We start from the raw sequence: 12272 nt of genomic DNA, 5'->3' as shown, positions 1-12272 counted from the left end.
TCTATTTACCTCAAAGGACACCCAAATGCCCCTACTAGACAGTTTCAAAGTCGACCACACCCGTATGCACGCCCCTGCCGTACGCGTGGCAAAAACCATGACCACGCCCAAAGGCGACACCATTACCGTGTTTGACCTGCGTTTCTGCATTCCCAACAAAGAAATCCTGCCTGAAAAAGGCATTCACACGCTGGAGCATCTGTTCGCAGGCTTTATGCGCGACCACTTAAACGGCAACGGTGTCGAAATCATCGACATTTCCCCGATGGGCTGTCGTACCGGTTTCTACATGAGCCTCATCGGTACGCCCGATGAGCAAAAAGTGGCCGATGCATGGCTCGCTTCAATGCAGGATGTTTTGACCGTTCAAGACCAAAGCAAAATCCCCGAACTGAACGAATACCAATGCGGTACTTACCTGATGCACTCGCTTGCCGAAGCACACGAAATCGCCCAAAACGTTTTGGCACGCAAAGTCGCCGTCAATAAAAACGAAGAGCTGACATTGGACGAAAGCCTGTTGAACGCTTAATACGCTATAACAGCAAAGGCCGTCTGAAACTCTATATAACAAGTTTCAGACGGCCTAAAACCTTTTATTCCAATTTTCAACCTTTCAGCCACAGTTTTACACCGCCTAAAAATAAGTTGGCGGATGCTGACAGTGTACATAGTATAATTACACTTTGAACAAACAACCTGATTCTATTGCCTTTATGAAACCGTTTTTCTGCAAAACCGCCATTGCCCTCAGCCTGACCCTCCCTGCCGCCGCCAACGCTGCCGAGTATGTCTGCAATGTTGAAGGCATCACCGTTTATGCTTCATACCAGATTAATGACGCCTGTCGCATAGTTGAAACAAACAATGTAACAGAAAACAGCGTCGTTGCGATTCCGGGCGACACTCCGGTTTTAAAAACGGTACAAACAACAGAATTTAAAGCATCTGCCGCAGACTACGTTCATGCTTCTCAAGCAACGCCCGCGGTACAAACCCCAGTCGTTGTTGCTCGAAATGAATACGGTATTCCGGCACCTATTTCCATTCTGATGGCACAAACTCGACAAGCTGTGCCTGCGAATAAAACCATTGCAGACAGCGTAATCGTTTCCAACAATACGCCTGTTTTGGAAACACCAGCCGTTGCAAAACCTGAAAACTATGTTGTCGATACTGCTGCCCACAACACAACTCCTGTCGTACAAACGCAGACGACTGCCGTTCAAGAGGACAACACTATTGTTCCTCCAATGCTCGCCGAGCAAACCCAACCTACCGTTGCGGTCGACAAAGCCATTGCAGACAGCGCAATCGTTCCCAACAATACGCCTACTTTGGAAGCGCCGCCCACAATAAAAGCCGAAGACTATGTTGCCGACACTACTGTCCGCAATACAACTCCTGTCGTACAAACTCAGTCTAGTGCAACCCAAACAGAAAACAGTATTGTTCCTGTCATGCTTGCCGCACAAGCCCAACCTACTGCTTCTACCGAGAGCACAGTTTCAGACGGCCTTGCTATTATTAATGAAACACCAGCTGTTCAACCTGTTGTGCCTGCAATCCAAATCCCACAAGAGATTATTCAGAACTCGACAGCTCAGCCGCAAACTTCAACTACCCTAAATAGCCAAGCGGTAACAGCTCAGGATGAAGCGCTCGATAAAACGCCTGCCAAAGCCGAGACTAAGCATAAAGGCAAAACTTATGCCAAAACCTCCTCTCGACGCAAAGCCAAAGTCAGCCGTACTAAAGCCGATAAAACAGCCGTTGTCCGCGCATCCGAAGAACAAGCAGCCAAACCTATTGCCACCGCTTCGGCCGAACCAAGCACGCCGGCAACTGCCTCTCCGGTAGAACATGGCAAAACCACTGTCCCAACACCTTTCCCTCAAGCATACAAACCGGCAGCCGATATTTTGCTGGATAAAGAAAATAATGACAGTGATATTAAAATCCTGCCAAATGTACCGATTACCAGCGTGACCAACACAGCCGAAGCTGCCAATCCGCGCATCAATATTACCCTGCGCAACCGTCAGAACAAATCACGCAGTTCTTCATACAGCAAATACAAAGCCCCTGTTATCCGTACTGCTCCTGTGGTTACTCCGGCACCTAAGCCAAGTCCTAAGGAAACCCGCAAACAAATATTGCAGACCGAAGTACGCAACGAACAGGCCGCCATTACCCGCCTTCAAACACAGCTGAATGCGGCCAAACAAAAAGGCGATCAAATTAAAATCCAACAACTGACCCGTACCATCAACGCCCGTAAAGCAAATATCCGCGCTATTCAAGGCGAGATGTCTCGTTGATTGGTTTTTGATACAAAAAGGCCGTCTGAAAACATTTTCAGACAGCCTTTTTAATGGTGCAAACCTTATTTATTCAACAGACAAATACTTTCTCTAAAATCATTTGTCGATTACTCCAAAGTACATTTCTTCACACTCCTACCCTCGTGCGCCATTACTGCTTCTATCCAATCGGCGATACCTTGCCAATAATATTGCGGCTTTTCAGACGGCCTATCAGCCTGCACCCTTTCATCATTCAACACAACAGGAACACCCTGCTCTGTACCGGCTTCAAGCAAAATCCAAATACTGCCTTCATGAGTATCGGCATGAGCTGCTTGATGTTCATATGCCCAGCCAACCGCAGCTTGTCCGCCATTTTGCAAAGACTGCATCGCCAGAGATAATGGATGAAAGCAGGTATCTACATTGTTGTCGGCAGTAACGACCAAAGTTGCACCATGCGTGCCTAACGCTTGCGCGGCATGAAAGACTGGGGAGTTGTGCAGGTTGGCAATAAAGTCAAACGGCATCGCGGCGTGATGGTTCAGCACATTGTCTGCCATTTTTTCAAATACGGATGGCGAAGAAAACGGTGTACCGAGAAAAACGGCGCAATCAGAACGGATTTCGCTTTGTTCCTTTAGCTGCCCTGCACCAAGCGCGGCAATCAAACTCAAGCGGCTGAGGCGGCGGGTATCTATACCGCTTTGCTGCTTTAAGGTTTGTTTGAGGATTTTACCGCCTGTACCGGCGTCAGTATCAAAACGCACGGCGGCGGTAATACGGATATTAGGATTTACGGTTGCCATTGCCATACCAAAGATGTGTTGCTGCCGCCAAAACCAAACTGATTGGCCAAACAGAAAAAGCCGCCTTTTTGTGAAGCTGCGCACTCGGAAAAACGAATTTCCCGCCCCTGATAATCGTTGCTTTCACCTTGTTTTAAAGCGGATAAAAGCAGGGCCGTTTCAAGGGCTGCCGTTGCGCCAAGCGTGTGTCCGATTTGCGGCTTGAACGCCATCAAAGGGGGCAGTGTACCGAATATATTTGCCAGTGCGGCCAATTCGGCGGCATCGCTGTCAGCCGTGCCGATGCCGTGTGTTTTAACGGCTGCAATGCTTTCAGGAGCGATGCCTGCAACATCCAAAGCTCGACGCATCACCTGTTCTTGCGCTTGGCCATCGCTTTGAATCAGGTCATTGCCTGTATTGGCGGCGTGTCCGATAAGTTTCAGACGGCCTGAAGAAGATTCGGGAGCAGCGGAAGATAAGGCAAGCGCGGCAACACCTTCGCCTAAAATCAAACCGTTTCCGCCAAAAGGCTGATAGTGTTCTGCCAGCAAACCCAAGCTGTGAAAATGCAACAAAGTCAGCCGATTGAGGTTTTCAATACCAAGCACAAAGGCGCGCTCCGCCCCGCCGCGCAAACAATTATCCGCCTGAATCAGCGCATGGGCGGATGAAGTGCAGGCAGTAGCGAAACTGAAAATCTGCCGATTGCCGCTGCGCCGGCGCAAATCTTCGGCGAGATAAAGCAGATTGTGTTCTTCTTCCGCCCTATTGCCCGCAAAATGGCGGTTTTCATATTCGGAGATGGAATAGGAACTAGACCCGATAAACACCGGCGCATCATGCCAACTTTTAGACAGCCAGCCTGCATTTTCGGCGGCTCGGCGCAAATGTCGTTCGGCAATATCCGCAAATTCCTTCCGTCCCAAACTGTCGCCGGCAAATGCACGAAAATAAGCAGCCTGCTGCGGCTGGTTTAAAAACGTATAAGACACCGCATCAGGCCGTCTGAAATCCGTTTGCGGATTCAAGGCAGAAGTGGCCGCCGTACCGCAGACCCAACTCACGCGCCATGCTCCGCACGGATAAACGCCGCCAAATCGCGTACGCACATCATATGTTTGCGCACCATCCGGTCGCCCTGCAGGCGCACTTGAAAATACTGTTGCAAGGCAACGCTGATTTGCAGCGCATCAAGCGAATCCAAACCGACCGGACTGTCATCGCCAAACAAAAGCGCATCGTCGGTGAAATCATCCATATCCACATCGTCGGCCTTATCGGCTTCTTGCACGATTAACTTTTTCAATTCCGTTTCCAGCTCGTGCTCGGCCAGCGTAAAGGTGTAAGACATTTTTAAACTCCCATTTTTATCTCATGAAGCAACAGCTCGTTTTAGCGAAACTCGCTATGCTCGTTTTCAGACGGCCTGAACTTTATGCAAAATCGCCCCAAAGCGTCTGCATGGCGGCAATGGCCGCAAGTGAGGCGGTTTCGGTACGCAACACCCGTTTGCCAAGCGTAACGGATTGAAAACCGGCATCAAATGCCTGTTGCTCTTCCTTCTCCGTCCAGCCGCCTTCCGGGCCGACCATAAACACGACCTTGCCGGACTGCGGCCGAACATCGCTCAGGTTTTGTGCGCGGTTCAAGCTCATTAACAGTTTGGTCGTTTCCTGCGGCAACTGCTGCAGAGCCTGTGCATAAGTCGTCAGTGGCAAAACCTTCGGCACAATATTGCGGCCGCTTTGTTCACACGCCGAAACGACGATTTCCTGCCAACGCGCCACCCGCTTTTCAGCGCGTTCGCCGCTCAAGCGGACGACACAGCGTTCGCTGATGACCGGGCGAATTTCTGCCACGCCCAATTCCACGCTTTTCTGCAAAGTGAAATCCATGCGCTCGGCAGCGGATACCGCCTGTACCAATGTAATGTTCAGCGGCGATTCGTTGTCCGTTGCCTCTTCACGCACAATCCGCACGCTGGCGCGGCGTTTTTCCAAAACTTCGGGCAAAGCCGGATATGCCTTGCCATTGCCGTTGAACAACACGATTTCTTCCGTGTTTTTCACGCGCAATACATTCAGATGGCGCACCACATTATCGGGCAATTCGACCACGCTGTCGGGGCTTAAGGCAAAATCAACATAAAATCGGGGCATGGTTTCCTGCTTTATTCATGTATATAATTTGAACTTTCGTGAACGAAGTTGAAACACGGAGACATACTCTTGTCTGCCTGATTTCGATTTCATCCACTATAATTTGAAAACTTTCCGAATTTTAATCCACTGTCACGCAAAACTGCAAAAAACAAGGATACGCCGTGCTATACCGTTTACAGAAAGTCGTCCGCCACATCGCCCAAACCGAAGTCATGCCACGTTTTCTGAACACGCCGTCACGACGCAAAGAAGACGGCTCGGTTTTGAGTGAAGCAGATTTGGCCGCACAAACCGCTTTTGCCGCCGCCCTGCCCTTATTGGAGGATTGTCCGATGTTGGGCGAGGAGATGAGCGCTCAGGAGCAAACCCGTTTGTGGAACGAACATTCAGACGGCCTGTGGATTGTCGACCCTATCGACGGCACAAACAACTTCGTCAACGGTTTGCCGCATTTTGCCGTATCCGTCGCACTGGTTAAAAACGGCCACGCCGAATTGGGCGTGATTTACAATCCAGTCAGCGGCGAATGTTTCTACGCCGAACGCGGCAAAGGCGCATTCCTCAACGGTACGCCGCTGCCGCTGCGTTCGGAAAACAAAAAACTCAACGAATCCATTGCCGGCGTGGAAATCAAATACCTGCGTTCGGGTAAACTCGCCAGCCGCATGAATACCCTTGCCCCATTCGGCACGATACGCAGCATGGGCAGCAGCACGCTCGACTGGTGCTACCTCGCCAGCGGCCGCTACGATATTTACATCCACGGCGGACAAAAGCTGTGGGACTACGCTGCCGGCGCATTGATTTTTGAAGAAGCCGGCGGCTGTCTGACCACTTTGGAGGGCGACGATTTTTGGAGCGGCGAACATGTATTCAAGCGTTCCGTCATCGCCGCATTGCAACCCGAGCTGTTTCAACAATGGGTGAAATGGATTCGAGAAAATCAGTAAAAATACCGTTTATCTTCAAAAAATCACGATTATCTTGCAACTTATTGAAATTATTTCACTTCTTAACAGCATTTAATACTAAAAACGGTAGAATATTAATCGCTGACACAACACCGCTCTTTCATCCCTTTTGGGCGGTGCAGCAAGTAAGACGTTTTCCCGCAATGTATTGGCCATTCATACTTCTCCCTTAGTATGAATGGTTTTTTTTATCTGCAAAAACAGCTCAGGCCGTCTGAACGTTCAGACGGCCTGTTTACACTACTATTTGAAAAACTGTCCGCAACACGCCTTAAACTTTTTGCCAGAACCGCACAAACAAGGCTGTTTCATAGTCGGCAAAGCAACGGTCGGATCAATAAAGTACCAACGCCCGTCTATTTTCACAAACGCCGACAATTCATGATGGCACTCAGTTTGCCCGTTCTCTTCAAAATACGCCTCAAACTCGACCAAAGCATGCAGCTTGCCAAACGGCACATGACGGATAACCTTCAATCCCGACCACTGTGTCTGCCTACTCCATGACGCCAAATCCTGCTTGTCCAACAAATTCTGCTGCGCAGGGACGGTCGTGTCCACGATATAGTCGATTTCCTGCAAAACATACGCACTGTAACGCGAACGCATCAACTCTTCCGCCGTCGAGGCCGCCGCCTCACACGCATGAAACGGTGCGCAACATTCCGTATAAACATGCCCCGACTGACAGGGGCAAAGTGTAGCCGTCATTCCTAATTACCCGAATAAATCCATTTCAAAATTATAACGCAAACCCGACTCAGGCCGTCTGAAAACGAGCGTAGCGAGTTTCGCTAAAATGAGCGTGGAGAGTTTCGCTAAAATAAGCAAAGCGGGTTTCGCCAAAATAAACGCAACAATCTGATATAATGCGCCTTTTCGAATTTGACTATCCATGATGACCATTCCCATCCAAAGCATCAGCCGCCTGTTGCCGCAAACCCAATGCCGTGAGTGCGGCTATGAAGGCTGCTTACCCTATGCGCGCGCCCTGTCGGCAGGAGAAGCGCCGGTCAACCTGTGCGCGCCGGGTGGGGAAACCGTCATGAAAGACATTGCCGACCTGTTGGGCAAGCCATACCTCACGCCTGCAAAAACACAAATCAAAGCCGTAGCCCTGATTGACGAAGCCGTCTGCATCGGCTGTACCGCCTGTATCCGCGCCTGCCCTGTCGATGCCATTATGGGCACGTCCAAACTGATGCACACCGTCATCAGCGACGAATGCACCGGCTGCGGCTTGTGCGTTACCCCCTGCCCCGTCGACTGCATCGACATGGTTCCCGTATCGCAGCCCTTCCTGCCGTCCGCACGCCGTTTCAGCACCTCTGCCGAACCGCGCTTTGCCGCCGCCGAACACGCACAAAGCCGTTTCGAACGCCATACCGCGCGCAAACAGCGCGACGATGCCGAACGCAAAGCCCTGCTGGCGCAACGCGAAGCCGCCGTCAAAGCCAAACAGGCCGCACAGGCACAAACCCAAACAGCCGCACCAAGCGCCGCATTCAACCCCATGGATTTGATTGCCAAAGCCATGGCAAAAGCGCAATCACAACAGGATAAACTCGTCTCCTCCGACAACCGCGAAGACTTCAAAGCGCGACAAATCGAAGAAGCTAAAGAACGCGCCGAACTGCGCCGCGCCCAACGTGATGCCAAATACGGCAACGAAGCCGAAAAAGCCGCCGCCATCGAATTTCTGCGCCGTCACAAAGCCGAGCAGGAAGCGGCCAAAGAAGCCCGCTGATTTCCAAAACAACAAACCATTCCGACCGCATCAGGCCATCTGAAAACATTGCACGAAAACCAATAACTTTATGACCACACAAGAATTTCCACACCAGCATACCGCCCATTGCGAAAGCGGTGTGATGTCCACCCTGCTCAAATACCATGGCCACAATTTAGATGAAGCCATGATTTTCGGCATTGCCCATGCGCTGACATTTGTCTGGATGCCGCTGATCAAATTAAACGGCATGCCGCTGGTTTCTTACCGTACCGCGCCGCGCAGCATCATCAAAAACACCTGCAAGGCATTGGGGCTGAAATTGTCTGTCCGCAAATTTTCCGACGCACAAAGAGGACAAGCCGCATTGGATGCCGCGCTATCCTCAGGCAAACTGGCCGGTTTGCAAACCTCCGTCTTTTGGCTGCCCTACTTCCCGCCGCAAATGCGCTTCCATTTCAACGCACACAATCTTTTAGTGTACGGCAAAGACGGCAACGACTACCTCATCAGTGACCCCGTATTTGAAACCGTGCAACGCTGCGCCGCCGAAGATTTGCAGCGTGCGCGCTTCGCCAAAGGCGTATTGGCGGCAAAAGGCATGATGTACACCTTGGAAGATAACAGGCCGTCTGAAAAAATCATGGCAGACTTACCCGCCATTATCCGCAAAGCCATACGCAAAAACGCCAAACATATGCTCGCGCCGGTCTTTTTCATCGGCGTAAAAGGCATCCGCACGCTGGCAAAAAAAATCGAATCCCTGCCTGCCAAACAAAACGACAAATACCAAAAACTGTTTCTTGGCCATTTGGTGCGGATGCAGGAAGAAATCGGTACCGGCGGCGCAGGTTTCCGCTATATCTACGCCTACTTCCTCGAACAAGCCGCTCATATCTGCAACGAACCTGCGTTTCAGACGGCCTCAGAACAAATGACCGCCATCGGCGACCAATGGCGCCAATTCGCAGCAATGTGTGTGAAACAGTGCAAAAAGCCGTCTGAAAATGGTTGCCGCAACATTGCCGAATTTCTGCGCAAAATTGCGGATGATGAAGAAGCGTTATGGCGGGGATTATTGAAATAATCAGGATTTATTCGATCCCGATTAATCTACCGTGAATTATTTTGACATTCAGGCCGTCTGAAAACTAAAAGAAATAAAAAAATGCGTTACTTAGCTTCCCTCTTATTATTGTGTTCCGCCTTAACCCATGCCGCGCCGCAAAACGGCTTTGCCTTGGTTCATGATGCCGACGGACACACCAACTTACGCGAACGCCCCGATTTGAAAGCCAAAGTCTTGGCAAAAATTCCCAACGGCACACCGTTGGAATGTATAGAAGAACTCAGTGAAAACAGGTCGGACTTCTGTTTTGTTCAGCTGCAACAGGCAAACGCCGACGATTCTGGCTTTATCCATTACAGCCGTTTAACATTTCCCGCCTCCGACAAAAACTTCGTCCGCCTGCGCGAACAATCTGGTCATGACGATACACTGACTTTGTCCGGCAACGGTCAAAAGGTACACATCGTAGCCCACCGCATTCACCCAAAACGCAGTGATTTCTCGGGTATCAGCAAAGACAAATACACCGCGCGATTCTATCAAGGCAAACCTTTCTATGGTACAGACTACGTCATCCCCAAAAGCGTGTTCGCGCTTGAGCGTATCACGCTAAACGGTCAAGCGGTTCCCGCTGCCGAACTGCAAGGACTGTTCTCGCCCGATTTTGCCGCCACCGCACGCGGCAGCAATGTATATCAAGGCTGGAAAGCCTATTACCGCCACAGCGATAAGACGCTTTACCTGTTCGGCAGACAAGGTTCGGACGGTGATCCTTTCGGCGTCTGCTTTATATTTAAGGACAGCAAATTCCAGCACCGTTATTTATGGGGTGCTGCGATTTAAATATCGCTCGAAAGGCCGTCTGAAACCATGATTCAAATCCAATCCCTCTCCCACCATTATCCCAAAGCCGAAACTGCCGCGCTGGACAATGTGTCGTTCGATATTGCCGACGGCGAATGTTTGGGGCTGCTCGGTCACAACGGTGCGGGGAAAACGACGCTGATGTCGCTTTTGGCCGGCTTGCAGGAAGTACGGCAGGGCGAAATTTTGTTCAACGGCAAGCCGTTGCGCCTGTTAAGCCGCAGCGAACGGCAGAAAATCGGTTTGGTACCGCAGGATTTCGCGTTTTATCCGCAGCTTTCTGTGTGGGACAACCTGCTGTTTTTCGCCTCGCTTTACAAAGTGCGCGACAAAGGCCGTCTGAACGCGCTGTTGGAACAGACCGACCTGACCGCCCACAAAAACAAAGCAGCGAAGCATCTTTCGGGCGGGCTTAAACGTCGTCTTAATTTTGCTATCGGCCTGATTAACACGCCGCAACTGGTGTTCCTTGACGAAATCACGGTAGGCATCGACCCGCAGTCGCGCCGCTTTATCCTCGACAGCGTGGCGGATTTGACACGGCAAGGGGTAACGGTGGTCTACACCTCGCACTATCTGTCGGAAATCGAGCAGCTTTGCGACAAAATCGCGCTGCTGCAACACGGCAAGCTGGTGTATCACGGCGGGTTGGACGAGCTTTTAAGCACGCAAACAGATATCGTGCGCTTTACCGTCGAACCGCCGCTGCCGCCTCAGACGCTGGCCGCTTTGGGTGCAAAGCAAGTAGACAGCCGCGGCATGATGGAAACGGCGCACGATGCCGCCGCCGTTTACGCCTCCCTGCAACAAAACGGCGCGCAAATCCGCTACTTCCAGCAGGGACACGGTTCGCTGGAAACGTTTTACCTTGATTTCCTGCGCAAAGACGAGCCAGCAACAGATAAGCAAAATCCACAATGACGATTTCCTCCCTCCTCAAAGAACTCAAACTGCTCTGCCGCGACCTGCACGGTTTGGCCGTGTTGTTTGTGATGCCCATCGCATTCATGCTGATTATGTCGTTGGCGCTGAGCCGCGACCAAGATCCGCACACTGACAGCCGTATCGCGCTGATTGGTGCAACAAACGACAGTATCAATACCGCGCTGGCCGCCGCTCTGGAAAAAGAGCAAATCCATGTCACACTGATGCCGTCTGAAAAACTGACCGACGCGCAAAACGGCCTACACGACAAGCGTTTCCAACTGGTGCTGCACAACCCGAACGCCGCTTCCGGCAAAATCGCCGACGACAAAGCCCTGCAAATCTATGTACCGCCCGATACCGAGCCTTCATGGCTGGCGGCTGTCAAAGGCGTTTTGCAGCAGCACTACACCGAAACGCGGCTAGACGCCTATTTCGACAACAACGACGGCATCAAAATCGACAATAAAAAACTGCCCCGCTCCATCCGCAAAGACATCCAGAAAAAAGTCGATGAAAAAAACGACGAACAATTCGCCGCCGTGCGCAGCTTTTTAGATAAAAAAATGCTGGAAGAACACTATCTGAGCGCAGGCAGCGGCACGGTGGAAAAACCCAACGCTGTACAACATAGCGTTCCCGCATGGCTGATTTTCGGTATGTTTTTCATAATGATACCGCTGTCGAACGTCATGGCGCTGGAACGCCAGACCAACACCATCACCCGCCTGCGCCTCGCCCGCGCCTCCGCGTCCGGCCTGATTGCCGCCAAACTCATCCCCTATTTCCTGATTAACCAGCTTCAGTTTGTCGGAATGCTGTTGCTCGGCCGCTACCTGCTGCCCGAAATCGGCGTGCCCGCCCTCATACTCAACGGCAGCCTTGTTCCCTACGCGCTGCTGTCCGCCGCCGTCAGCGCCGCCGCACTCGGCTACGCGCTTCTAATCAGCGTCTGCGCCAAATCCACCGAACACGCGGTCGTGCTCGGCGGCGGCGGCATCATCCTGATGGCGGCAATCGGCGGCATTATGGTCCCCTCCCACGTCATGCCCGAAACCATGCAGCAACTCACTTGGATTTCCCCGATGGCTTGGGGCTTGAAGGCTTTTCAGGAATTACTGCTCAACCGCAGCGGACTGGACGGAATCAGCCATTATCTGCTTCTACTGTCAGCATTCTCTTTTGCCACACTGACTGCTGCCGTATTGATTTATCGGAGGCAGTTGCAGACGCAGGTAAGGTTTTAAACCTAGGTAGAAAACTTATTTCTCAAAACCATTCCTATAAAGCTTCAGGCCGTCTGAAAGATATTTTCAGACGGCCTGAAGCTTGATGCGCTATGAATTGTTTCAATAACAAAATATGTTCAACAAAATCCTAAAATCCAAACGTAAAAAAACCTACTTTTTTCAAAGCAGGTTTTTATATTTGGTGGGTCGTGAGCGATTCGAACGCT

Annotated in this window: 14 protein-coding genes; 8 read left to right on the top strand and 6 right to left on the bottom strand. The window is 51.1% G+C overall.

Features of this window, described 5'->3' with window-relative positions; all coding sequences use genetic code 11:
- Positions 1 to 25: 25 nt before the first annotated feature.
- Positions 26 to 532 carry an S-ribosylhomocysteine lyase gene (luxS, locus tag HMPREF2560_RS03400; RefSeq protein ID WP_004518928.1) on the top strand — a complete coding sequence of 169 codons (507 nt, stop codon included), beginning with the start codon at positions 26 to 28 and terminating at the stop codon, positions 530 to 532.
- Positions 533 to 686: 154 nt separating this feature from the next.
- Positions 687 to 2321, top strand: coding sequence for a hypothetical protein (locus HMPREF2560_RS11100; RefSeq protein WP_283132699.1), 1635 nt, complete (start codon positions 687 to 689; stop codon positions 2319 to 2321).
- Positions 2322 to 2431: 110 nt separating this feature from the next.
- Here HMPREF2560_RS11100 and HMPREF2560_RS03390 read toward each other — a convergent pair whose 3' ends face one another.
- The 4 genes from HMPREF2560_RS03390 to HMPREF2560_RS03375 all read right to left on the bottom strand — a co-directional run bounded on the left by HMPREF2560_RS03390 (position 2432) and on the right by HMPREF2560_RS03375 (position 5256).
- Positions 2432 to 3121, bottom strand: coding sequence for a hypothetical protein (locus tag HMPREF2560_RS03390; protein WP_070606129.1), 690 nt, complete (start codon positions 3119 to 3121; stop codon positions 2432 to 2434).
- On the bottom strand, positions 3103 to 4161 hold the full coding sequence (locus HMPREF2560_RS03385) for a beta-ketoacyl synthase N-terminal-like domain-containing protein (RefSeq protein ID WP_070606130.1): 1059 nt from the start codon (positions 4159 to 4161) through the stop codon (positions 3103 to 3105). Before HMPREF2560_RS03385 ends, HMPREF2560_RS03390 begins: the two co-directional genes overlap by 19 nt.
- Complete coding sequence (locus HMPREF2560_RS03380) at positions 4158 to 4448, bottom strand: acyl carrier protein (RefSeq protein ID WP_070606132.1); 291 nt, start codon at positions 4446 to 4448, stop codon at positions 4158 to 4160. The genes HMPREF2560_RS03385 and HMPREF2560_RS03380 overlap by 4 nt, the downstream gene beginning before the upstream one ends.
- A gap of 82 nt (positions 4449 to 4530) precedes the next feature.
- Entirely contained in the window at positions 4531 to 5256 is a 726-nt protein-coding gene (locus HMPREF2560_RS03375) for a 16S rRNA (uracil(1498)-N(3))-methyltransferase (RefSeq protein ID WP_070606134.1), read from the bottom strand.
- A gap of 164 nt (positions 5257 to 5420) precedes the next feature.
- Between HMPREF2560_RS03375 and HMPREF2560_RS03370 the strand changes: the two genes are divergently transcribed.
- Positions 5421 to 6209, top strand: a complete 789-nt coding sequence (locus HMPREF2560_RS03370; RefSeq protein WP_070606136.1) for an inositol monophosphatase family protein — start codon at positions 5421 to 5423, stop codon at positions 6207 to 6209.
- Between the two features lie 264 nt (positions 6210 to 6473).
- Here the strand turns inward: HMPREF2560_RS03370 and HMPREF2560_RS03365 are convergent, their stop codons facing one another.
- Both HMPREF2560_RS03365 and HMPREF2560_RS03360 read right to left on the bottom strand, forming a co-directional pair.
- A complete protein-coding gene (locus HMPREF2560_RS03365) occupies positions 6474 to 6941 on the bottom strand; it encodes a YchJ family protein (protein ID WP_070606138.1) in 468 nt (155 codons plus the stop codon).
- A 6-nt stretch (positions 6942 to 6947) separates the two neighbouring features.
- Complete coding sequence (locus HMPREF2560_RS03360) at positions 6948 to 7127, bottom strand: hypothetical protein (RefSeq protein ID WP_070606657.1); 180 nt, start codon at positions 7125 to 7127, stop codon at positions 6948 to 6950.
- A 1-nt stretch (position 7128) separates the two neighbouring features.
- Between HMPREF2560_RS03360 and HMPREF2560_RS03355 the strand changes: the two genes are divergently transcribed.
- The 5 genes from HMPREF2560_RS03355 to HMPREF2560_RS03335 all read left to right on the top strand — a co-directional run bounded on the left by HMPREF2560_RS03355 (position 7129) and on the right by HMPREF2560_RS03335 (position 12063).
- Positions 7129 to 7977, top strand: a complete 849-nt coding sequence (locus HMPREF2560_RS03355) for an RnfABCDGE type electron transport complex subunit B (protein ID WP_070606654.1) — start codon at positions 7129 to 7131, stop codon at positions 7975 to 7977.
- A gap of 70 nt (positions 7978 to 8047) precedes the next feature.
- Complete coding sequence (locus tag HMPREF2560_RS03350) at positions 8048 to 9046, top strand: BtrH-related acyltransferase DarH (RefSeq protein WP_070606141.1); 999 nt, start codon at positions 8048 to 8050, stop codon at positions 9044 to 9046.
- 81 nt (positions 9047 to 9127) lie between these two features.
- On the top strand, positions 9128 to 9871 hold the full coding sequence (locus HMPREF2560_RS03345) for an SH3 domain-containing protein (RefSeq protein WP_070606142.1): 744 nt from the start codon (positions 9128 to 9130) through the stop codon (positions 9869 to 9871).
- A gap of 27 nt (positions 9872 to 9898) precedes the next feature.
- Positions 9899 to 10813 (top strand): ABC transporter ATP-binding protein, encoded by a 915-nt coding sequence (locus tag HMPREF2560_RS03340; RefSeq protein ID WP_070873712.1) that lies wholly within the window; start codon positions 9899 to 9901, stop codon positions 10811 to 10813.
- A complete protein-coding gene (locus HMPREF2560_RS03335; RefSeq protein WP_070873711.1) occupies positions 10810 to 12063 on the top strand; it encodes an ABC transporter permease in 1254 nt (417 codons plus the stop codon). Before HMPREF2560_RS03340 ends, HMPREF2560_RS03335 begins: the two co-directional genes overlap by 4 nt.
- Positions 12064 to 12272: the final 209 nt, after the last annotated feature.

This window comes from Neisseria sp. HMSC078H04, from assembly GCF_001838135.1.
Taxonomy (GTDB): Bacteria; Pseudomonadota; Gammaproteobacteria; order Burkholderiales; family Neisseriaceae; genus Neisseria.
Note: the sequence above shows the minus strand (reverse complement) of the source record. Positions and strands in the feature narration are given on the sequence as shown.

What these genes read in the sequence shown, in the direction of transcription:
- HMPREF2560_RS03335 (WP_070873711.1), top strand. Translation starts at nt 10,810, where the DNA reads ATGACGATTTCCTCCCTCCTCAAAGAACTCAAACTGCTCTGCCGCGAC.
- HMPREF2560_RS03355 (WP_070606654.1), top strand. Translation starts at nt 7,129, where the DNA reads ATGACCATTCCCATCCAAAGCATCAGCCGCCTGTTGCCGCAAACCCAA.
- HMPREF2560_RS03360 (WP_070606657.1), bottom strand. Translation starts at nt 7,127, where the DNA reads ATGGATAGTCAAATTCGAAAAGGCGCATTATATCAGATTGTTGCGTTT.
- HMPREF2560_RS03380 (WP_070606132.1), bottom strand. Translation starts at nt 4,448, where the DNA reads ATGTCTTACACCTTTACGCTGGCCGAGCACGAGCTGGAAACGGAATTG.
- luxS (WP_004518928.1), top strand. Translation starts at nt 26, where the DNA reads ATGCCCCTACTAGACAGTTTCAAAGTCGACCACACCCGTATGCACGCC.
- HMPREF2560_RS03350 (WP_070606141.1), top strand. Translation starts at nt 8,048, where the DNA reads ATGACCACACAAGAATTTCCACACCAGCATACCGCCCATTGCGAAAGC.
- HMPREF2560_RS03390 (WP_070606129.1), bottom strand. Translation starts at nt 3,121, where the DNA reads ATGGCAATGGCAACCGTAAATCCTAATATCCGTATTACCGCCGCCGTG.
- HMPREF2560_RS03375 (WP_070606134.1), bottom strand. Translation starts at nt 5,256, where the DNA reads ATGCCCCGATTTTATGTTGATTTTGCCTTAAGCCCCGACAGCGTGGTC.
- HMPREF2560_RS03340 (WP_070873712.1), top strand. Translation starts at nt 9,899, where the DNA reads ATGATTCAAATCCAATCCCTCTCCCACCATTATCCCAAAGCCGAAACT.
- HMPREF2560_RS03345 (WP_070606142.1), top strand. Translation starts at nt 9,128, where the DNA reads ATGCGTTACTTAGCTTCCCTCTTATTATTGTGTTCCGCCTTAACCCAT.
- HMPREF2560_RS03365 (WP_070606138.1), bottom strand. Translation starts at nt 6,941, where the DNA reads ATGACGGCTACACTTTGCCCCTGTCAGTCGGGGCATGTTTATACGGAA.